Source organism: Sphingobacteriaceae bacterium GW460-11-11-14-LB5 (assembly GCA_002151545.1).
GTDB lineage: Bacteria > Bacteroidota > Bacteroidia > Sphingobacteriales > Sphingobacteriaceae > Pedobacter.
Window position 1 is genome coordinate 4,082,802 of the sequence record CP021237.1, and the last position, 23,726, is coordinate 4,106,527.

Annotated in this window: 13 protein-coding genes; 1 reads left to right on the forward strand and 12 read right to left on the reverse strand. The window is 37.9% G+C overall.

The genetic code is table 11. From position 1 onward, the window contains the following. Positions 1-4: 4 nt before the first annotated feature. The 10 genes from CA265_16265 to CA265_16310 all read right to left on the reverse strand — a co-directional run bounded on the left by CA265_16265 (position 5) and on the right by CA265_16310 (position 18,497). A complete protein-coding gene (locus CA265_16265) occupies positions 5-3,202 on the reverse strand; it encodes a SusC/RagA family TonB-linked outer membrane protein (protein ARS41124.1) in 3,198 nt (1,065 codons plus the stop codon). Positions 3,203-3,695: 493 nt separating this feature from the next. Next, positions 3,696-4,571 (reverse strand): hypothetical protein, encoded by an 876-nt coding sequence (locus tag CA265_16270; protein ARS41125.1) that lies wholly within the window; start codon positions 4,569-4,571, stop codon positions 3,696-3,698. A 69-nt stretch (positions 4,572-4,640) separates the two neighbouring features. Next, positions 4,641-6,908 (reverse strand): alpha-mannosidase, encoded by a 2,268-nt coding sequence (locus tag CA265_16275; GenBank protein ID ARS41126.1) that lies wholly within the window; start codon positions 6,906-6,908, stop codon positions 4,641-4,643. Between the two features lie 109 nt (positions 6,909-7,017). Beyond that, entirely contained in the window at positions 7,018-9,462 is a 2,445-nt protein-coding gene (locus tag CA265_16280; GenBank protein ARS41127.1) for a glutaminase, read from the reverse strand. Between the two features lie 408 nt (positions 9,463-9,870). After that, entirely contained in the window at positions 9,871-11,526 is a 1,656-nt protein-coding gene (locus CA265_16285; GenBank protein ID ARS41128.1) for a RagB/SusD family nutrient uptake outer membrane protein, read from the reverse strand. 11 nt (positions 11,527-11,537) lie between these two features. Beyond that, a complete protein-coding gene (locus tag CA265_16290) occupies positions 11,538-14,576 on the reverse strand; it encodes a SusC/RagA family TonB-linked outer membrane protein (protein ARS41129.1) in 3,039 nt (1,012 codons plus the stop codon). A 338-nt stretch (positions 14,577-14,914) separates the two neighbouring features. Next, the gene (locus tag CA265_16295) at positions 14,915-15,919 is read right to left on the reverse strand and encodes a LacI family transcriptional regulator (GenBank protein ARS41130.1); all 1,005 of its coding nucleotides are present in this window, start codon (positions 15,917-15,919) and stop codon (positions 14,915-14,917) included. Between the two features lie 256 nt (positions 15,920-16,175). Further along, positions 16,176-17,279, reverse strand: coding sequence for a lipid-A-disaccharide synthase (locus CA265_16300; GenBank protein ARS41131.1), 1,104 nt, complete (start codon positions 17,277-17,279; stop codon positions 16,176-16,178). A gap of 94 nt (positions 17,280-17,373) precedes the next feature. Further along, complete coding sequence (locus CA265_16305) at positions 17,374-17,646, reverse strand: stationary phase survival protein SurE (protein ARS41132.1); 273 nt, start codon at positions 17,644-17,646, stop codon at positions 17,374-17,376. 11 nt (positions 17,647-17,657) lie between these two features. Next, positions 17,658-18,497: a 5'/3'-nucleotidase SurE gene (locus tag CA265_16310; GenBank protein ARS41133.1), complete on the reverse strand. Its 840-nt coding sequence runs from the start codon at positions 18,495-18,497 to the stop codon at positions 17,658-17,660. 222 nt (positions 18,498-18,719) lie between these two features. Here CA265_16310 and CA265_16315 point away from each other — a divergent pair, with 222 nt between their 5' ends. After that, positions 18,720-21,653, forward strand: coding sequence for a peptidase M16 (locus CA265_16315; protein ARS41134.1), 2,934 nt, complete (start codon positions 18,720-18,722; stop codon positions 21,651-21,653). 636 nt (positions 21,654-22,289) lie between these two features. On the opposite strand, the gene CA265_16320 is transcribed toward CA265_16315, so the two are convergent. Both CA265_16320 and CA265_16325 read right to left on the reverse strand, forming a co-directional pair. Next, positions 22,290-23,342 carry a glycosidase gene (locus CA265_16320; GenBank protein ID ARS41135.1) on the reverse strand — a complete coding sequence of 351 codons (1,053 nt, stop codon included), beginning with the start codon at positions 23,340-23,342 and terminating at the stop codon, positions 22,290-22,292. A gap of 64 nt (positions 23,343-23,406) precedes the next feature. Beyond that, on the reverse strand, positions 23,407-23,592 hold the full coding sequence (locus CA265_16325) for a general stress protein CsbD (GenBank protein ARS41136.1): 186 nt from the start codon (positions 23,590-23,592) through the stop codon (positions 23,407-23,409). Positions 23,593-23,726 lie beyond the last annotated feature (134 nt).

Genomic DNA, 23,726 nt, shown 5'->3' on the forward strand with positions numbered 1-23,726 from the left:
ATGATTAAAAATTAGCTGTAAAACCTAAGGTATAAGTGGTCGTTAGCGGATATTTGGTTCCATTACTAGAGGCTAATTCCGGATCCCACAGTTTAAACTTGCTGATCGTAAACACATTGTAACCTGTTGCATAAATTCTTAAACGATTGATACCAATTTTTTTGATTCCATTTTTTATTGTGTAACCCAAATCAAGATTTTTCAATCTTAAATAACTGATATCACGTTTCCACCAGGTACTCGTTTGAAAATTGTTGTTATTTACACCATAGGATAATCTTGGATAAAAGGCATCCTGACGTGGATTATCAACCGTCCAGCGGTCTGTAGCAATAGCATGTAAATTGCCTAAGCCACCTGATGCCGTAAATGGCTGAATGGCATCACCACTTAAAATGATATCAGCATTATCCTGACCCTGGAAAAAAGCGCCTAAATCGAAACCTTTATACCTCAAAGAGAATCCAAATCCATACATTGTTGATGGAACGTCGCCTCTGCCAATAATAGTTCGGTCAAATGCGTCGATAATACCATCACCATTTAAATCTTTGTATTTAATATCTCCAGGGAGCAAAGTTCCAAACTGTTTAGGACTTGCATTAATTTCGGCTTGACTTGTAAATAAACCTTCAGCAATATATCCTGTACGTGCCAAAATATTACTTCCCCTTAGTTCTTGCCAAGGATATTTGGTTGGGGCCTGATCATTTTCTACAATCTGATCTTTGTTAAAGGTATAATTCCCTCTAAAGGTAATGTCAAAATCATCACTGAATTTTGCATTGTATTCAATTGTTCCATCAATACCTTTGTTTCTGGTTTCACCTAGATTTCCTGAAGGGTTTGATACTAAACCAATATAGTTTGGCACCAAGCCTCTACCTAAGAAAATACCTGTTCTGTGTTCTTTAAATAAATCGACAATAACAGATAAGTTGTTATTTAAGGTTTTTACCTCAAAGCCCAAATCCTGTTTACGACTTTCAGCCCAGGTAATATCAACACCGTATGCAGTTACATTTAAACCTCCTGGTGAAATGTTTCTTGTTTGTCCGAAAGTATAGCCATTAGCAGAACCTACCTTAGTTAGGTAATAAAAACGATCGCCTTCATTGGTAACATATCCATTTGAGCTACCTCCACTTCCAACAATACCATCAGAATAACGGAATTTAACCATCTGGAAAGTATTTTTTAGGCCTTCAAAAAATTTCTCGTTCGATAAGATCCATCCCACACCAAAAGCCGGGAAAAAACCATAGCGTTTATTTGGTGCAAAATTTTCTGATCCATTATAACCCACGTTTGCTTCTGCAAAATAACGGTCGTTATAGGCGTAAGTTACACGAGATGCAATACCCTGACTTCTGTAAGGAATAGCCAATGTAAAATTATCGGCAAAAGCATTTAAATTATCGTTTTGATTATAAAGGACTAAACCAGACACCGCATGTTTGCCAAATGTACGGCTATAATTAAATGCAAGTTCTGCGTACATTTTCTTGTCACCACCATTGGCTCTGGTATAACCCAAAAAGTTTTGGCCATTAAATGTTAATCCGTATTTGTACGATCCATCAGCGTTGTATGGATCGTTTGGATTGATATAATATGTACTTTCACGCTTATTACGATTAATATTATTCGTATTATTTACATCAAAAGAGAACATACCTGTTACCGATAATCCAGGTGTAATCGCTTTTAGATCCTGCGTTAAACGCAAATTCGAGAACAACTGATTCGTGAAAGTAGTTCTGTAACCTCTTCTGGTAATATCGGCGTAGGGATTGCGCTGATCAGATTGAGCGCTAATGCCTGGGATGGAACCATTTGGATAAGAAACAGGAAAAGAAGTAGGGTTTAACTGGAAAGCCTGATTGAAAACGCCTTGAGCATTATCAACACCAGGATAATTCCCAGAGCTTAAAATCCCCTTAATACCCAAATCCATTTTGGTAGTACCGGTAATGTCCCAGTTTAAATTTGCGCTTACATTATATCTTGCAAAACTTTGGGTTGCATCATAGGTTTGGTTTTTATCTGTTTTAAATAAGCCATTTTCATCATAGTAGCCTAATGATACGTAGTAACGCGCATTGTTAACACCTCCTGATAAATTGGCTGTTGCAGTACGATTTTGACCCCAGTTTTTAAAAATGGCATCCAACCAATCAACATTAGGATAAAGTACAGGGTTTTCTCCCGAAGCCGTTCTATTGATCGTTGTTTGGCTATATTGAGGTGTAAATGTTCCGGCGCTACCACCTCTTACAAACTCTGTAAGCTTAGCCTCGTTTGCTAAGTTCATATAATCAACACCATCAATCAATTTAGGGCTCTTTGTAAATTGACTAATTCCCTGGAAATAATCAACATTAATTCGTGGTGGCCCAACTTTACCTTGTTTGGTCGTCACTAAAATTACACCGTTTGCACCCCTAATACCATAAACGGCAGTAGCGGCCGCGTCTTTTAAAATCGTAAAAGATTCGATATCATATGAGCTTAACCCATCAATTGGTCTGTTTGGAACGCCATCCACTACAATTAGCGGACTTCTATCTCCACCAATATTGGAAATACCACGGATCCAGATATCAGCATTCGTAGATCCGGGCTCACCGTTTCTATTTACGGCCACAACTCCCGGAAGTCGGCCTGCTAACATAGAACTGATGTTGGCTACGGGTTGTCGTAAGTCAGATGCCTTAACTGATGACTGTGCGCCAACTAAACTTTCTTTCTTTTGCGTACCGAAAGCAACAATTGCTACCTCCTGTAAGTCATTTCCTGTTGGTTTTAAGTTAACAATAATGCTTGTCTGGGTGCCAACAGGTATTTCTAATAGTTCGTAACCAACATAAGAGAAAATTAATACGGAGTTCTGATCAGGAACGGTAATGCTAAAAGCACCATTTACATCAGCTGAAGCCGATATTGATGTGCCTTTAACTTTTACACCAGCACCTGGAAGTGCGGCACCTGTTTCATCTTTAACTATACCTCTGATTACAATGTCTTTCTGCACGCCAGAAACGACACTACTATTTTCTGAATATTCGTTTGAATGGAGGGTAATTGCTGAAGCAGATGCATCATAGCAGCTGCCCACCATCAATAATGCTGTGGTCATTTTAAGCGCACAGCCTTTCAATAAAAGCTTTCGCTTAATTAAATTGGTAAATTTTTTGTTCATCGTTTGAGTTTTTGTTTGGTTTGTTATCCGCTGGGAACGGAATGGTATTTTTGAATAGGTGTAAATTTTTAGTTCATATTGATCTCTTTGGGTTTATGATTAGTGAATAGTTATTTTTTTATCAAACTAAAACGTTTTAGTAATTTGTTTCAAAAAAAAGCCTCAATCATTAGATTAAAACTTTTCCTGATATATTAAAAAATGGGATGTGGCTAAAGTTAGTTTATTAATTAGCTAAAACGTTTTATTAAACAATTATAAGAATATTATTGCAAACGAAAAATTTATTTCGATTTTTTTGAAGAAATAAACCAAAATAAAGCTAATTACACTAAAAACAAATGAGATACACACAAAAAAGGAGACATAAAATAGTGTCGCCTTGTGTTAAGGAGCAAAAAACTGCAGAATTAATTGATTAAATTACAGTTCTGCAGTTTTTTCTTAAATAATCCATTCCAAACAATGAGATTAGGGCTGTTAAAGCCTAATTTTAGGTCAAACTTAAATCACAACAGCTAGCCGCACCAATTAATGCAGCATGTTCTTTCAGTTCTGAGATTTTAATTTCTGTTTCAACCCCATTACCTTTAAGTGTTGCAATTAATTCAGGTGCAAAAGCACTAAACGATTGCGCAATATTACCGCCAACTATCACCGTATCAATTTTATGCTGCTTAATAACCGGGATTAAAAACTGCGCCAGGTTATAACCGAATTCCATAAAAACCATGGTTGCATGATGATCGGTATCTACAATTTCTACCAGCTCTTTAACGCCTGCAACTACTTTTCCGCTAAGTTGGTTAAAACGTTTTACGAACCAGCGCGTAGACAAGTAATCTTCAGCAATTCCGTCTAAAAATTCGGAGTTCCAGAGGTCAGCATCAAAGGCTTTATAATTGAGGCAAAGCGATGAACCAAGCCCGGTACCAAGCGTGAGGCCCAACACACTGGCATTTCCTTTGGCAGCGCCGGCAAAAACCTCACCTTGTAAAAAACCTGCGGCATCATTTATAAAGTGAATATTTTCTGCCGGGATATCCAATCTTTCAGACAATTCTTCTTTTACATTGATCTGGTAAAGTGATTTAAACTTTTCCTGATCTTTAATTAATGAAATACCTTCGCTATAATTAAAAGGACCTGGCATGGCAATCCCAACGTTCCGGGCACCATTTTTAATATTTTTAAAAGCCTTATTGATGATATCGCACCATGCCGATAAAATCACTTCCTTACTCTCCTGCGAATTCACAGGGCTACGTTTGATAGAATCTTTCACCAAAGTTCTTGTTTCTAAATCCACCAATGCGGCCGTAATATGCGAGCCACCAATATCTACACCTAATGCAACAGGCTTTTCCATTCTATATATATTTCTGTTATCTATTCTTTATTAATCTGAATTAATTCGCCAAAAGTAGCAATTCAATCTTTATTTACTGATTGAAAATGGCTTATCTTCTTCTAATAACCCTCTATTTAACGAAGGTTTAACATTCATCTCTAATTTTAACACCCCACCTCTTAATAAATCGCTATGGTTTATAAAATTTTTGGTATAATTTTTACCATTTAAGCTTGCCGATTTGATATAAACATTGGCAACATTATTGGCAGGCGCCTCTATGACGAATTTTTTGCCATTTTCTAAATTAATGGTCGTTTTTTTAAACATGGGGCTTCCTAAAACGTACTCCCCTGTTCCTGGTGTTACGCTATAAAACCCTAATGCACTTAACACATACCACGAAGAGGTTTGTCCCTGGTCTTCATCTCCCGGATAACCATTTTCTGTCGCATCGTACAGTTTATGCATCACCTCCCGGGCATAAAACTGTGCTTTCCAGGGTTGGTTGGCATAATTATATAAATAAACCATATGTTGTATGGGTTGATTTCCATGTGCATATTGCCCCATGTTGGCCATTACCATTTCGGTCATTTCGTGAATCATGCCACCATACGAACCTACATTTACTTTATTGGGTTCACTAAAAACAGAATCGAGTTTGGCGATGAAATTGTTGTTCCCTCCCATCAAATTAATTAAACCCCTGGTATCTTGAAAAACCGACCATTGCCAGTGCCATGCATTTCCTTCGGTAAAGGGGCCACCCCACTCGGTTGGGTCGAAATTTGGCGACCATTTTCCTGCGGCGTTCCTCCCTCTCATAAAACGTGTAGAAGCATCGTAAACATTTTTATAATTGAACATCGGTTTCTCAAAAACCTCCATATAATGTTTATCGCCGATCATTTTAGCCAAATAGTAAGCGCAAAAATCATCATAAGCATATTCTAATGTTTTAGCAGTAGCTTCCCTGTATTTTGGATAGGGAACATAACCCAATTGATTGTACTCGGTTACGCCATCCCTACCATTTGCCGGCCCCCAGGGTCCTTTGTTCATCGCCTCATGATAATAAGCGTCCAGCGCCTTTTTCGGATCGAATGTTCTGATTCCTTTTGCCCAGGCATCAGTTAGCAACGAAATGGCATGGTTACCAATCATGCTTCCTGCTTCGCTCGGGAAAGACCAGGACGGCAACCAGCCACATTGCTCATAAGCATCGAGCATGGCTTGCATATAACGACCGTGCATTTCTGGCTGCACCAGTGTGTTTAGTGGAAATTGCGCCCGGAAAGTATCCCAGAAACCTGTATCAGTAAACATATACCCATCATGAACTTTACCATCATACGGACTAAAATAATATGGTTTTCCGGCTTCATTTATTTCATAAAACTTTCTGGAGAACAGGCTTGCCCTAAAAAAGCAAGAATAAAAAGTTTCTATATCTGCTTTCGATCCGCCTTCTACTTCTATCTTACCAAGCGATTTATTCCATACCGCAGCAGCATTGGCTTTAGTATCTTCTAAAGTCTGATCATTGCCGAGTTCTCTTTTTAAATTCAGTTCGGCCTGTTGTAAACTGATATAAGATGAAGCGGTTTTCACCTGCACTTTTGCACCAGATTCGAACTGTACAAATGCACCTTTACCCAATCCTTCAGCTGAAATGGAATCTTTTGTAATGGTATTACCTTTGTTCTCCCAGGTGCCGTAAGATTTAATCGGTTGATCGAACCGGATTACGAAATAACTTTTCCAACCTCTTTTAAAACCTTCGCCATTGTTTACCCAGCCAGTGATTTTATTTTCTTTAGGATAGATCTGTACCCCACTTAACCTATTATACCCGTCTAAAATTAAAAAGCTCCTTTTGCCTTTTGGATAACTGAACCTGAGGTGCGCGCCACGTTCTGATGGTGAAATCTCGGTGGTGATATCATTTTCGAATGTTACTTTATAATAGTTTGGTTTAGCAATCTCATCCTGATGGCTAAATTTAGCCTCGCGTTTATCTTCATTTACAATCAGTTCGTCAACCATCGGCATTAAAGAAAATACCGCATAATCTCTCGTCCACGAACTGCATTGGTGCGCTTGCTGAAAGCCCCTGATTTTGTCTTTAAAGTATTGATATTTCCAGCCATCACCGTTTCTACCCGTTTGGGGTGTCCAGGTGTGCATGCCAAATGGCAGCGCAGTTGTTGGGTAAGTATTCCCTCGGGTGAGTTCGTGTTTGGAATTTGTGCCCTGAAGGGTGTTAACGTAGTGAACCCAATCTTTCTGCTGCGCCCGTAAGTTTTGGGTAACCAGGCAGCATAAAACGGATGCGATTAATTTAAGTTTCATTTGTTTGTGTTTATTCTTTCCAGCTGATATAACCAAAACCAGACTGTATATTATAAAAAACCGGCATTTGTTGGCGCAGTTACAGGCCTGCAAATGCTGATTTATATGATTATTTAATATTCCATTTATCGGCTAACATTTTGATGAAATAACCGCCAACAACACTTCTCGCCTGAAAGCCAGTCATTTTCCCATTGGTGGTTTCATGCCAGTCGCTCAGTGGCACTTTACTTTCTGTTTCAGTAGCAAAACGATAAATCGGAGTTATAAATTTTTGAAAATCTGCATCATTATCGGCCAAAGTAGCGGTCCACATAATCCAGTCAGACTTGGTATAGGTTCTGCGGCTATCCAATGGTAATCCGAAATCTTTTTGTTTGGTTAAATAAAAATTAATCTCCTTTTTATAAAGCGCTTTCGGAAACAGATCGAGTTTTAAAAGTTTATCCCAAACCAAATTATATTTCTGGCTCCAGGTATTTTTATTGTTAAAAGTTAGGGCATAATGATCGCCATCATCAGCAAGTTTCATCCAGTTTTGGACCATTTGTAAAGCAGCTGTGCGGTATTTTGTAGCCACATCGGCCTTGCCTAACGATTGCGCCATTTGCGCATATGCACCTAAAGCTACGATAGCTTTGACCGATAAATTCGAATTTCTGGCTAAATGTCCGGCAAAATCGTCGGTACACAATTGATTGGCCGGATCGAAACCTTCTCTTAGCAGGTAGTTTGCCCATACCGACATTACTTCCCAATGTTTCGCGGCATATTTTGCATTTCCTTCTGCCCTGGCAATGGCCGCGGTTAAGATGATCATATTGCCAGCCTCTTCTACAGGCATGTCTTCGCCATAGGTTTGGCCGTTTGCTAAAGGATAAGTACCTAAATCGTGTGCAGCGAAAGGTTTCTTCCATTTTCCACTTTCTGAATAGTAGAAAATACCATTTAACATGCCTTTTAACAATTCGGGATTGTAAACTAAAAATTGTGGTGCTGAAGGATAAGTTACATCCACTGTATTGATTGAGCCATTGCTAAAATTTTCTTTCGATAAGAACAGGATATCACCATTTGGGGCATACACGATTTTGTGCGCCGCGATAGCTTGTCTATAAGCCAGTTTACACATATCAGCATATTCTTTTCCTCCAGCATTTTCTGCGTCGGCATATAGTTTGGCATCAAAAGTGGCACAGCTGGTTTTTAACGAAGGATATTGGGCATTGGCCTCTGCCAGTTGATCTTCAAACTGCTGACTACCCGAAAGCCTCCAAACGGGTTGCAGCTTTTCGCCAAAATATTCAACCGATTTTAGGTCATCATAACCCAACATCATATATTTATCTACCGGGGTTGAAGAAACCGAACCAAAAGGAATGATACTGCTTAGGTTTAGGTTTTTCGAATTTAAAACCTGTGTTGGTGTTGGATATTTGGAACCAACAAAACTTTTTAAGCTTTCGTTCTGCGTAGCTATAAACTGAGTCGCATTAAACCTGGCAGGAACGGCCACGTATAAATAACCCCAATCGATACGCAGATCATCTCCCCTTTTCTTTAACACCGACTGCTCTACTGTCCCTGTTTTTAAGATAGAGAGGTTGTTTTTCGTACTCTTCCAGGCCGATACACTTTGGTTTGGTGTATTTACTGCCAGGCTTGATGATGCCCCAAAGAAAAGATCTACACTGTGCGCCCTGGTATCAGTAGATTTTACGGTATAATTGATATAACTGATTGGCCTTGCGGTTAATTTAATATCGTTGAGTAATAGCGGAGAGGTGAAACTTACCTGAAGTTCTACACTGCCACAGCTAAAAGTATATTTGGTCGTAGTAGTCTCGATGGACACATTGGTTTGGGTTGCGGGCGGAATTTTAACAAGATCTATATCTTCTTCTACAATCCCGGCATCTAAATGCCTGCCACCAGCAGTATTTTTGCAATGGATGGCCAATACATTTTTCCCTGTTTTTAAGATACCATCTTCAATGGGTAAGTATATATAATCAGAAACCCATCCATTTTTTTTGTAAATGACTTTACCATTTAAATAAACAATTACATTGTCATCGTGATTGAGTTTAAGGTATTTTTTTGTGGCCGATACATGGGTGATATCGAAGGTTCTTCTGAAATACAGGTCATCGCTATTCCATTTAGTTTTGGCAGAATGATCATCGCCAAAAGGGGCATCGGCTTTTTTCCAAGCGTTATCGTTGTAACTATTATTTTCCCAACCTGCTTCAGGTTTATCGAAATTGTAACTGGCCTGATATTTTAAAACATCAGCAGCTGGGAGTATTTCTGTAAAGGTTTTGCTTTCTTCGCCTAAAAACCGGTAAAACTTCCCGTCTACTTTAATAACACCCAGTAACGATTGCTCTTTGCCTGTCCAATGTTTAGTTACCGATTGGTTAAGCCCATCGCCAAAAGACCAAATACTGAAATAAGCATCATGTGTAATTAATGGATAAGCGGGTGCTTTATCTTGAGCTTTTACAATTAAATTAAAAAAAAGACAAAGTGCTGCTAAGGAAAGTTTTCTCATAAATTAATATTTGGTTTCATTGTAGTTGATAAAACGTTTTACCAATTTATCTGCCAAATACCTTATGCCAGGGCTGAATAAGCTGCGAAAGATAATGCTGGTTTAAATTGGATTTTTGTTTGTAAAAGGCTGAACAAAGTAAAACGTTTTACTAGTATCAATATTAGTAAAAAAATATACATTTTTCATCTCCCCAAATCGTAACATATAGGTTACAAAGAGTTGATTTAAAAATGGATAAAAAACAACTACTTTCAATAAATAAAAAAAGATCAAGAACTCCTTTAATTAAAAATTGGGGATATAAATTAGAACTATCATCAGTTTAATTCATATAATTATAGTTGTATTATTGAGCAAAAAAGCCGTATCACAATTATTATGATACGGCTTTTTATGTTTACCTAATTAATTATAACCGGGATTTTGTGCTAAGTTTTCATTAAGTGTTCGTTGAACTTGTGGAATTGGAAACAAGTTCCTAAATGTTGCAGAAGGTGCATGATCCCACCAGCTTCCGGTAGTAAACTTACCAAAACGAATTAAATCATCTCGGCGGAAACCTTCAAAAACAAATTCTCTACCTCTCTCGTTCAATAACTCATCAAGTGTTAAAGTTGCAGTTGTGTATTCATTTGCAGGCCAGGTTGCAGACGTAAATGCACGTTTTTTGCAATCGTTAACCAACTGAACTGCTTGAGCATTTGCTGTACCACTATTTTTACGCATTAATGCTTCGGCTTTTGCAAAATAAACCCAAGTTAAGCGATATAGATTCCAGTCTGTACAATTATAGTTAAGATCAATTGCAACAGGCAAGCCACCTACTGTACCAGCAACGTTGTTTCCTAATTTATATTTATTAAAACGAACACCACTGTTTTCTTCTCCTTCACTCATGTTAGAAACTGTAGAGCCTACTTTGGCACGACGAATTTCATCAACAAAATTAATTTGTTGACCATCGTACTCATTACCACCAGAAGCAAGTGCTTGCTGCCCATTGTCAAATCTAACTTGAGGGCCTTGTAATAACCAAGTTGTTTTTCTCAAATCATCAGTATTATACTTTGTGTAGTTACCTGGAACCATTACCACTCCATTATTTCCATTTCTAGAACCACCATAGATTCTGTCTTGTTGGAAATGGAAGAATTCACCTGTCCATGATGGCTGTGAATTAGCTATTCTAAATTCATAAGCAATAGCAAAAATCACTTCTTTAGACAAATCATTTGTGCTTTTAAATTGGTCGGTAATATTTGCATCAAGTGCCATATTTCCATTTTGTCCACCAGCTTCATTGTTAATTAATTTATCAGCAGCAGCTATACAATCATCCCAACGAGCAGTTCCTGTCCAAATTTCAGCATTTAGGTAAAGTTCAACTAACATAGCATAACCACCAGCTTTAGTCATTCGGCCAATCATATTTCTTGATAAGTTTGGTGCCTTATCAATATTATCTTTGATTTCTTTTTCGATAAAAGCAAAAACTTCAGCACGCGGTCTAGTCTCTGGTTTTGCAGGAGTACCCACTTTGGTTACTATCGGAATGTTTCCAAAAAGATCCATCAATTTTAGATAGTGATATGCTCTTAAAAGCTTTAATTCAGCAATATAACCGTCTTTTTCTATTTGGGTTATGCCCATTTGCTCTAAGTTACGCTTTTCTAAGTTTTCGATTGGATCGTTACAGTATCCAATACCTCCGTACATTAAAGACCAAGCGTTATTCAATGGCCCGTCATCACTTAACCAGGTATGGTAGTGTAACCGTTTCCATTTACCACCATCTTCTCCATGTCTTCCTTTTGTTGGCCATGCCAACTGATCGCCAGAAAGTTCTGATGGTCTCCACCATCCATCTTGACCTGATGGTGTTGCCCAAGCATTTGCATGAGTATATGGTCTTAATACCGCAGATAAAACTTCGTTTTTGTTATTGTAATAATTATCAGTGATTAGCTGACTATATATCTTCTCGTCTAAGTTAGTACATGCATTAAATAATACAGGTGAAACTAAGAGTACAGACAGAATAATTTTTTTATATGTTTTCATTTTTCTTATTATTAAAATCCAAAATTAACACCGAACACAAAACTTCTGGTTGTTGGATAAGGACTTCTGGTATCAATACCTAAACTGCGTCCATTAATTTCTTGCCCCAAGCCCGTGTCTTGAATCAAATCAGGATCGTTACCTGTATAACCCGTTAATAATGCCAGGTTTTGACCAACGGCATATAAGCGTAAGCTTCTGATTGCCTTATCTTTAAATTTGAATGTATAACCTAAAGTTACCTCATCAACTTTTAAGAAGCTTCCGTTTTCCAGATAATAATCAGAATACATATACGTATCGTTGATTTCCGCATATTTAGTAAAGGCACTGTTTAATAAGTTACCCTGTGTTCCGAATTTGTTTCCATAAGATAAAGCAACAGTATTTAATACATCAAAGTCTAATTTACTTCTTAAGAAAATTCTCAAATCAAATTGCTTGTAGGTAAAAGTATTTCCTAGTGACAAGTAATATTTAGGAATTGCATTTCCAATAACCTGCAAATCGGTTTGATCACGGAAAGGAGACGTATTAATTTGTGCATTTGGCACCGCTTGACCAGCACGATTAGTAAATAACCATTTACCATCTGGTGTGAAGCTGTTAAAACGTTTACCCCAGAATTCGCCAATGTTACGACCTTCGTATGTACGGAACGCGTTACCGAGATCGCCTGCGCCACCGATACCTCCAAATTGTTCCATATCTCTTCTGAATTCGTCATTTGAAAAAGTTACCAGCTTGTTATCAATTGTGCTTCCTGCAAAATCAACATTCCATGAAAAATCTTTATTCTTTATTGCGGCATAACTCAACGTTAATTCAATACCTTTTGCAGAAATTGTACCTACGTTAGTGTAAATAGTACTTGCAACATAAGGAGGTTGTGGAGAAGTATAAGTATAAAGTAAATCTTCAATATCACGTTTGAAAACATCTACCGAGCCACTCAATTTGTTGTTGAACATGGCAAAGTCCAAACCTAAGTTATATTCCTTTTTACGTTCCCATCTTAAATTTGGATTTGGATTACGTGATGGGCCATAAGTTTGTAGCCACTGGCCTCCAGGAAAAGGATAGAGATTACCTGTACTTAAGGTTACTAAAGATGCATAGTTTGCAAAGCCAGAGTTACCAGTTTCGCCGTATCCTGCTCTAATTTTTAAGAAATTAAGCCATTTGGCATTTTCCATAAATTTCTCGCGGGTAATTTCCCATGATGCAGAAACTGCTGGGAAACTTGCCCACTTATTGTTCGCTCCAAATTTTGATGATCCTTCTCTTCTTAATACAGCCTCGAAGTTAACTTTACCATCGAAAGTATAGTGCACACGACCAAATAAAGCTATTAAAGTGTTATCGTTTTTATTACTGGCAATACCGATTCTATTGACTGCAACCGGCACACTTCCCAAGTTGTTTTCCTCGAAAATATCGTTTGTATAGCCGCGGTTGTTTGCGCTGAAAGATTCGTTTACTTCATAACGGTAAGAATAACCAATCATACCAGTTAAACGATGTTTATCTTTAATCGTTTTACTGTACTCAATTGTTGGCTCAAAGTTAAAGTTTTCGTTTAATTCAGTCCCTTTATAAGCATAACCACCACCTGGTGCATCACCATTTTCTACAGAATTTTGACTTCCAAGTAAACGATATTGATTATCAACAAACTGATTTCTCTGATAAGCAACAAATGCTGATGCTTTCAGATCTTTCATAATGTCTATGTCTATTTTACCATCAACAGAATAAGTTTGCTGATTTCTTTTACTTGTCTCTTGTGCTAAACGAGCAATCTCATTGGTAATATTTCTGGTAAATAAATAAGAACCATTAGGATTATAATACGATTCAGTAGGATTTTTGGTTAAAACAGCTTCCCAGCCACCCCCACCTAATAAATTGGCCCTATTGATGTTCGAAGCAACATTAAACATGGCAGTAACTTTATCTTTAAAGCCCTTTTGTGTTAAGCTCATTCTAAATTGATATTGTTCTCTGCTGTTTTCTCTTGCAAAACCATCTAACTTATTATATGTAAATGATCCACGATAGTTTGATTTATCGCTACCACCAGAAACCGATAAATTCTGATAGTTCGTTAAATTATCTTTATTAATAAGATCGTCGAAATAATTAAAGTCGCCGCCATAATCTTTAGCTGTATATTGTCCAGCTGCAATTTTTTCTCTGAATTGAGTTGCATTCATGAAATCAGGACGCTCGTACAATGTTTCGTGTTTTGCGTAACCATTGTAACTGAATTGAGCAGCTCCTTTACGGCCTTTTTTAGTGGTAACCAAAATAACACCCGCATTGGCCCTGGTACCGTAAATTGCTGCCGCAGAACCGTCTTTTAATACAGTGAAAGATTCGATATCATCTTGTTGTAATAAATCTAAATTACCACCTGGAATTCCATCAATTACAATAAGCGGGCTCGCTGTACCTGAAATTGAAGTAACACCACGAAGCTGAATAGCTACGCCGGTGTTGGGGTTAGAGCTACTTCTGGTAATTTGTAAACCAGCTACTTTACCTTGTAATAAATCCAGCGCGTTTCTAGCACCACTTTGCCTGAATTGGCTGGTGTCTACTTTAGTGATAGCAGATGTTAACTCTCTTTGACTACGGCTGCCATAACCTACTACTACCACATCATCCAATTTAGTATCAGCAGATACCACTAATTTAATGTTTAATGTGTTTTGATTTGTTATGGTAATGTTTTGCGTTAAATAGCCTACATAGCTGATCCTGATCACATCACCTGTACTGGCTTCGATAGTAAACTTGCCGGCAACATCTGTTACAGCGCCTTTGCCCGAAGTTATATTCTTAATACCAACACCCGGTACTGGCTGGCCATTTTCATCGACAACGGTTCCTGCCACATTTTTTTGCGTCTGGACGTACCCGGTAAATGAATTTGCATACAAGCCTCCCCCTGTACCTTCCCACTCCGGATTCATTGAAAATGCCGGGCTATTTAGCAACACAATTGCAGCAGACAGCCCCGTAATTTTAAGTAAATTAATTTTCATTAACGGTTTTGTTAAATTATAAATGATTAGTTATTTGTTTTCCTGGTAATATTTTATCTGTGATGGAAATGACCAGACTGGATTACTTGCCTGACATTTTCGAGTGCTTTATTGATTTAAAATTTTGATTGGCAATAGCAGAAACGAACTTCAAGCATCAAGTCTATCTCTGCAGTCTCATGGAGCTGTTAAATTTCAGAAGGGGATGCTGTAATTCTCATAAAAACGACTTGGTTATGCTAAAACGTTTTAGCAAATCAATTATAGGTATTTTAAATTATAATAAAACGTTTTAGTAAGTAAAAAAAATATTACAATTGAACGAAGGTCAATTTTTTTTAGTCTCTAATGACTAAGCGGGCGGGGATAATGACCTCTTCTGCAGGCAGTTTACCTTTTGAAGAAAGCCGGCTTAAAATGAGTTTGATGATGGTTTCGGCTATTTCCTCCAGGGGTTGCTGGATAGCCGAAATACGTGGGGTATGCAGTTCGAATGCTTCATGATCATCATATGCAATCACTCCGAAATCATCCCCTACTTTTTTATTGATTTGTTTAAGCGCCTTTAAGCCGCTAATGGCCAGATAATTGGTCGCAAAAAGCACGGCATCTATTTGTTTTTGCTGAAGTAACTCTTGAATCTGCGCAATGGTTTCGCTTTCTTCCTGATTAAAATGGATCTTTAAAACCAGCTTGTCGTCATATTTGATTCCATTATCTTCCAAGGCTTTTTTATAACCATCGTATCGCTCTATAATTTGTTGCACATTGATATCAGTGGTAACCAGGGCGATGTTCTTTTTACCCTGATCGATAAAACTCTGGATGGATTGATATGAGGCATTAAAATGATCTGCTCCAACATAACTGGTATTAATATCCTGCAAATTCCTGTCGAAGAGTATTACCGGATTTCCATCGTCCAGCAGCATTTGTATATCTTCTTCTATTCCCTTAATTGGAGAGATGATATAGGCATCAACTTTTCGCGATTTGAACATGTTGATCAGCTCTTTCGCTTTATCGATACTGTTTTCTGTACTGGAATAAATAATTTTATAGCCTTTTTTATAGGCTTTATCTTCGATTAACCTGGCAATCCTGGAAAAGAATGAATTGGAAATATCTTCGATAATTAAACCGATGATATTGGAGTTACCGGTTCTTAAACTTCTGGCAATCTGATTAGGCTTATAACCGCTTTCTTCGATAATTTTCTCCACCTTCTCTATTACTGCTTCGCTTATCGATTTCTCTTTTGCTTTACCGTTAATAATGAACGAAACTGTGGTAATGGATACATTTGCTTTTACGGCTATATCTTTGATAGAAAGCGATTTCATTTGGTTGGATTCTTTTAAGTTAATCGATTCAAAGCTAAATAAAAATTGCAGCTTTTAAATTTTTGTCCGTTATAAAGACGCAATTTAACATTTTTTATGTTAATCGTTTTAGAAACGCTTGTTAAAGGATGTCACAATGTAAACAGGAAAGCTTAAAACAACAAAAGACGCCGATAAGGCACCTTTTTGTATCAAAATTAATATCCTGCATGTAACAGTAAGTTCATCATTAAACCACTTTACCCTATCGAATTATTTAGTGTAAATACGTCGTAATTAACCTGGCCGTTTTTGCCGAAGCACCTGGTTTCCCCATCAGTAAAAGCAGCTCGTCGTAATGTTTTAACATCTCGTTCCGGCCAGCCCCTTCCAGGATCATTTTAAGTTCTCCGTTTACTTTTTGGGTGTTACAATCTTCCTGGATAAGTTCGGTTACAATTTTCTTGTTTACAATCAGGTTAACGAGCGAAATGAATTTAATTTTTACTAACATTCTGGCAATGGCAATTGAAATGGTCCCGCCCTTATAAACCACCACCTGTGGAACTTTAAACAAAGCGGTTTCTAAGGTAGCCGTTCCGGAAGCGACAATTGCAGCATGGGCATGGTGCAACAAATTATAGGTATTGTTAAAAAGCAGGTGAACTTTTTTGTCTCCTGTAAACTGATGATAGTAACTTTCGGTAAAGGTTGGTGCAGCAGCAATGGCAAATACAAAATCGGGATAACTTTCCGTAATGCTTAACATCACCGGCAGTAAACGCTCAATTTCCTGTTTCCGACTACCGGGTAATAAGGCAATAATTTTTCCATCTCCCAACTGATGGTTTTCACGAAAATCTGGATCTGGTGTAAACTGCGCGATTTCGTCTAATAGCGGGTTACCAACATAATCCACCTTCATGCCCCACTCTTGGTAGAAATCCACTTCAAAAGGCAATATACAGAACATATGATCGACCACCTTTTTGATTTTCAGCACCCGCTTCTGGTTCCAGGCCCAAACTTTAGGCGAAATATAATAACATACTTTTATACCGTTGGCTTTTGCAAACTCCGCAATTTTTAAATTAAAACCCGGAAAATCAATCAGGATCAGCACATTAGGCTTCCATTTTAAAATATCATCCTTACAGGCCTTAAGATTTCTGAAAATGGTTCGTAAATTTAAGATCACCTCGGTAAAACCCATAAAAGCCATATCGGCATAGTGTTTAACAAGCATTCCACCTTCGGCTTCCATTTTATCGCCCCCGAAATACCTGAACACAGCTTCGCCATCCTCCGCTTTTAAGGCTTTCATTAAGTTGGCGCCATGTAAATCGCCTGAGGCTTCTCCGGCTACGAGGTAGTATTTCATGTTGTGGATGATGTATGAGGTAAAATGGAAGATGGACAATGGCAGATGCAGGTAAAATCCCCGTCATCCTTATTACATGTTCCATTTTCCATCTTTAAAAAACTTTATAAGCAAAAAATACAAAAGCGCACAAAAACGTTGCAGCCAATATACCTCTGCCGATATTTTCTTTATTGTATTTAAAAAAGTATTGCATGGTATAAGCATTTATAGCAATACCACCAATGTATAACAGATCTGCTTTAGCAAGCGAAGCCACATGGTGAATGATATACCAGGCCATAGAACAAAATATTGCCGGCACAAGTAAACCAATGCCCAAACCCATCCATACCGAATTATTTAATCTTTTTAACTGATCAATCATAAGGGTATTGCTTAACCTAAATTAATGCCATCGGGCGCTGAAATTTTAGCACCAGCAGGCTTCGAATCCTTGTTCCCTATAAAATCCCAGCTGTTTAAGGTTTGTATAGCGTGATGCGCGGTTAAGTCAAACTGAACCGGAACGATCGAAACATAATGGTGTTCCAAAGCCCAAACATCGGTATCTTCTCCTTTATCGAAATTTTCGAAAACACCCGTTAACCAATAGTAAGGACGTTTGTAAGGATCTGTCCTTTCATCAAATTCTTCCATCCACTTGGCATTAGCCTGGCGGCAAACCTTAACGCCTTTCAGCTGATCGCCCTTCGGGAAATTAACATTTAAAAGGGTTCCCTCAGGTAAACCATTGGCTAAAACCTGCTCACAAATGTTTTTAATGTATTTTTTGGTATGACTAAAATCGGCATCGGCTGCAAAATCGTCTAAAGAGAAACCAATAGATGGAATTTTTTCTATGGCGCCTTCTACTGCGGCCGACATGGTACCTGAATAGAGTACATTAATCGAGTTATTTAGTCCGTGATTAATACCCGACACGCACAAATCAGGTTTTTTACCTTTAAAAATTTTATTTACAGCAATTTTAACGCAATCAACCGGGGTTCCGCTGCATTTATACATTTCTACACCTGCATAAAGATCAACCTTATCAAAACGGATTGGTTTACCTATGGTAATGGCATGTCCCATTCCGCTTTGCGGGCTATCTGGTGCAACCACCACCACATTGCCCAGCTCCTGCATTACCTCCATTAAATTTTTAATGCCTGTAGCTGTAATGCCATCATCATTTACAACTAAAATATTTGGTTTTGTGCCCTGCTTTGTCATGCCGGTAAAAATACAGATTATAAATTCAAGGCACAATAAAGCATGGTTTATATGCAAAAATCATTTATTCCTAGATTTTTAGTTTTGAAATCAAAATTATTTCATTCCCTGCAAGAAAGCATATATATTTGAATAAATAACTTATTAAAAATGAAGGCTGTATTTGAGATCACACTTAAACCAACAGGTACGCATTCATGATCATAAACCAAAACCAATTCAATGAAATTCAAACTATTTACTTTGGCTTGTTTTCTAATTACGGGTTCTTTAGCGAAGGCGCAAACAACCTACCAATGGAAAACAGGAACATCTGGTGGCTTTGCCTACAAGTATGTAACCAACGATCCGACCAAAACACGTTTTTATACTTTAAAAAACGGTTTGACAGTAATTTTATCTCAAAATAACAAAGAGCCTAATATTACCTACAAAATGGCGGTAAGAGCGGGCAGTAATACCGATCCGCGTACCAATACCGGTTTGGCACATTACTTAGAGCACCTTCTGTTTAAAGGAACGGATAAATTCGGAACGCTGAATTATGCCAAAGAAAAACCACTTTTAGATAAGATTGAAGCCCTTTACGAAACCTACAACAAAACTACCGATCCGGCTAAACGTAAAGAGATTTATAAGGAAATTGATAAAACTTCGGGCGAAGCTTCTAGTTATTCTATCGCAAATGAGTACGATAAAATGATGAAATCGATCGGAAGTAATTCTACCAACGCCCACACTTCGGTAGAAGAAACGGTTTATGAAGAAGACCTGCCATCAAATGCCATTGATAAATTTTTGGCTGTACAGGCAGAACGTTTCCGTGCCCCTGTTTTCCGCATCTTCCATACCGAGTTAGAAGCGGTTTATGAAGAGAAAAACATTGGTATGGACAACGATGGCCGTAAAATGTACGAGAAAATGTTGTATGCTTTGTTTCCAACACATAACTACGGACAACAAACCACCATTGGTACGATCGAGCATTTAAAAAATCCGTCGTTAATCGAAATCAGAAAATATTACAACAAATATTATGTGCCTAATAATATGGCCTTAATTATGAGTGGCGATATTAATTATGATGATTTAATAAAAAAAATCGACAAAGATTTTGCCTACATGGTTCCAAAACCATTTTCACTTTACAATCCGGCACCAGAAAAACCATTAACACAGGTTCAAACGGTTGACATTTACGGTCCAAGTGCTGAAAACTTATATGTTGCTTACAGGGGTTTCGCCCAAAATACCCACCAAAGTTTATTACTAGATTTAATCGGTAGCATTTTGGCAAACGGTAAAGCGGGTTTAATGGATATCAACATCAATAAACAACAAAAAATGTTGAGGGCCAGTGCTGGTTATAACTCGATGAAAGATTACGGAATTTTCATTTTATCAGGCTCACCTAAAGCCGGACAAAGTTTAGAAGATGCCCAAAAATTATTATTGGAGCAGGTAGAATTGCTTAAAAAAGGTGAGTTCGACGAAAGCCTGATTAAAGCAACAGTTTCTAACATTAAACTGGCCGAACTTCAAAGCTTCGACAATAATGATGTTCGTGCAGATTTCGCCATGAACGCCTTTATCCAAAATCGCGGTACCGAATGGGATAAAACCCTGGCCTCAACCGATGCAATGGCCAAAGTAACCAAAAAGGAAATTGTAGACTTTGCCAACAAGTTTTTCATCAATAATTATGTTTCTATCTTAAAACATAAAGGCGAAGACAAGAGCATTATTAAAGTAGAAAAACCAGCCATTACCGCGGTAAAAACTAATGTTAATGAGGTTTCTCCATTCACCAAAAATATTATAGCTGCTCCGGTAAAACCTATAGCACCTAAATTTTTAGATTATACCAAAGACCTTAATTTTGGTAAAGCAGGTATTGCTGATGTAATTGCCGTTCAAAACACCGAAAACGGAATTTTCCGTATGAGTTACCGTTTTGATATGGGTTCTTACAACTATAAGTTATTGCCTTATGCTGCTCAATATTTAGCTTTCTTAAGTACCGATAAATATTCGGCTGAGGATATTAGTAAAGCATTTTACAACATTGCCTGTAGCTATAGCATAAATGTTGGCACCGATGTAACTACCGTTTCAATTAGCGGTTTACAAGAAAATTTTGATAAAGCAGTAGCCCTGGTAGAAGATGTACTGGCTCACTGCAAACCAAACGAAAAAGCCTTGGAAGATTTAAAAGGTCGTTTGTTAAAATCGAGAGATAACGCAAAACTGAATAAATCGTCAATTCTTGGCGGCTTAATGAGTTATGCACAATATGGCGCAGATAATCCTTTCAATTATGGATTAACTAACGATGAGATCAAAAATATGAAATCTGCAGATTTGATCTACATCTTACACAACCTGACCAATTACAAACACACCATTACTTACTATGGGCCTAAAACTTTAACAGCCTTCTCTGCTGATATTGTAAAAGCACATCCATTGGCAAAAGAATTTAATGATGCTGCGCCAATTAAGAAGTTTGTGTACACCAAAACCGATTCGAACAAAGTTTACTTTGCCGATTACGATATGGTACAGGCCGAAATCCGTTGGGTACGTAATGCCGGCCTTTACGATCCAGCCAATGCTGCAAAAATTGCCTTATTTAACAACTATTTTGGAGGCGGTATGGGTTCTGTGGTATTCCAAACCATTCGCGAATCTAAAGCACTGGCTTATTCTACTTTCGCGGTATATTCTTCTCCTAACACTAAAGAGAAAGAGAATACCATTATCGCTTATGTAGGTACGCAAGCCGACAAAATGAACGAAGCAGTTGCAGGTATGAATGAGTTATTAACCACTTTACCTGAGTCGGATAAGTCATTTGCACTATCTAAAACAAATTCATTAAACGGTATGGAAACCAGCCGTATTACCAAAGATGGAATTATCTATACCTATTTGGCAGATAAAAAATTAGGTTTTGATCACGACTCGAGAGTTGATGAATATGCGAATTTAAAACCATTAACTTTTAATGATGTAAAATCATTCCACCAGACTAATCTTTCGGGCAAACCTTACAGTTACTGTATTGTGGCTTCCGAAAAGAAAATCAACATGGCTGATTTAGCAAAATTCGGTCCGGTAACTAAATTAAGTCTGGAGCAGATTTTTGGATATTAAAAAGGTAGAGGGTAGGAAGGCGGAAGGTTTAAGGTAGAACCTGATGCTTCAATATCAAAATGACCAGCGATTCCCGGAAACGGGGATCGCTTTTTTGTTTAGTTCGATAGTTCATTAGTCATTGGTTTACTAGTTCATTGGTTGCATGATGCAAAAAAATCCCTGTTAATCCGTGCCTCGGTGGCTAAAAAGTTCATTAGTCATTGGTTCACTAGTTCATTGGTTGCATGATGAAAAAAAACAAATTGTATTTCGTGTCTTGGTGGTCAAAAGCAGTAACATCTTCCGTGTTAATCTGTGCTTCCGTGGCTAAAAAGTTCATTAGTCATTGGTTCACTAGTTCATTGGTTGCATGATGCAAAAACAAATTGTGTCTTCGTGTCTTGGTGGTCAAAAGCAGTAACATCTTTCGTGTTAATCCGTGCCTCCGTGGCTAAAAAGCTCATTAGTCATTGGTTCACTAGTTCATTGGTTACATGATGCAAAAAAAACAAATTGTGTCTTCGTGTCTTGGTGGTCAAAAGCAGTAACATCTTCCGTGTTAATCCGTGCTTCCGTGGCTAAAAAGTTCATTCGTTATTGGTTCACTGGTTCATTGGTTGTGTGATCCAGAAAAACAAGTTGTGTATTCGTGCCTTAGCGGTAAAAAACCAGTGCATCCAAAATATCCTTCACCGAAAATTTAGCCCCGCAAACAAACTCATCAGCGGCACCATAATAAATCGTTAATTCATCTCCGTTAACGATATGCCCGTTTGTAAATACCACCTCACCAAAGAAACCATGTAATTCATAATTGGCAGTTGGCACCATAATCGGTTCTTCGGTTCTGGCCAGTACTTCAGATGGATCGTCGAGCGCCATTAAAAATGCACCTAAACAATACTGATGTTTTTCGTTAGCACCATGATATATTTCGAGCCACCCTGCTGTGGTTTTTATGGGTGCGGCACCTGCGCCCACGCGGGCATTATCCCACAGGTTAGCTCTGGTTTTGATAATACATTTGTGTTTGCCCCAATACACGCCATCGGGAGATTCGGCCAGCCAGATATAATTACCACCCAAAGCTACACTGCTGGGGCGGTGTAAAGCATAAAATTTACCGTTAATGCGTTCTTCAAATATGGCGCAGTCTTTATTATGTGGTGGGATAATCATGCCGTGATTTTGGAAAGTTTTCCAATCTTTCGTGCTACGCATCCCCACACCTACTCCATGCTCCGAAACAGCGGTAAAAGTTAAATAATAAGTATCGCCAATTAAGGATACACGGCAATCCTCAATTCCAAATGTTTCATCCTCCCCCTCTCCCTGCAGTAAAGGGTAACCCGCTGGCTGATAAAAATGAATACCATCATCGCTGCAAACCAATCTTAAATGAGAAAGCGTGGTTAAGTAATCAGCACCTTTGTAATTAATTACCCTTGGATCCCTGGCATTGAGTTCCGGATCATTTTCTTCAATAGCTATAATTTCTATACCACCTGCTTTCAATACCGGAAAAGAGATTATACCCTCCTTTTGTTTTGGTCTTTCGGCAACACGGATCAGCAGCCATATTTTCCCTTCAAATGTAAAAACGCCGGGATTGAGCAGACATACAATCTCCAGACCTTCCCTGCTGGGTACGAGATCTTTTGGAGATAATATTGGATTTTGAGGAAACCGCTGGGCTATATCGGCCATAAAAATGTTTTTAAAGCAAACAGGCGACCAAAATTTGACCGCCTGTTCCGCTATTGAATTGATATTATAAGGAGTTTATCCATTTCACAAGTTCATCTCTTCCTTTTCCTGTCTTTTGTTGCAGTTTCCCCAACAATTCATCGTCCTGACCTTCTTCGTGTTTTAAATCATCGTCAGTTAAATCAGCATAAGCTTGTTTAACCTTTCCTTTTATTTCATTCCACTTTCCTTTTAATTCTAACTTATCCATGCTCGTATTTTTTTTGATTTAAACAATGTAATTTCTAAATCTAATAACAGTTTTCGCCACTATTTGTTTTGATTTAAGCATATTAAACCAAACAATGGGCTGATTTTGTCCTGACACACATGGTTTTTTACATA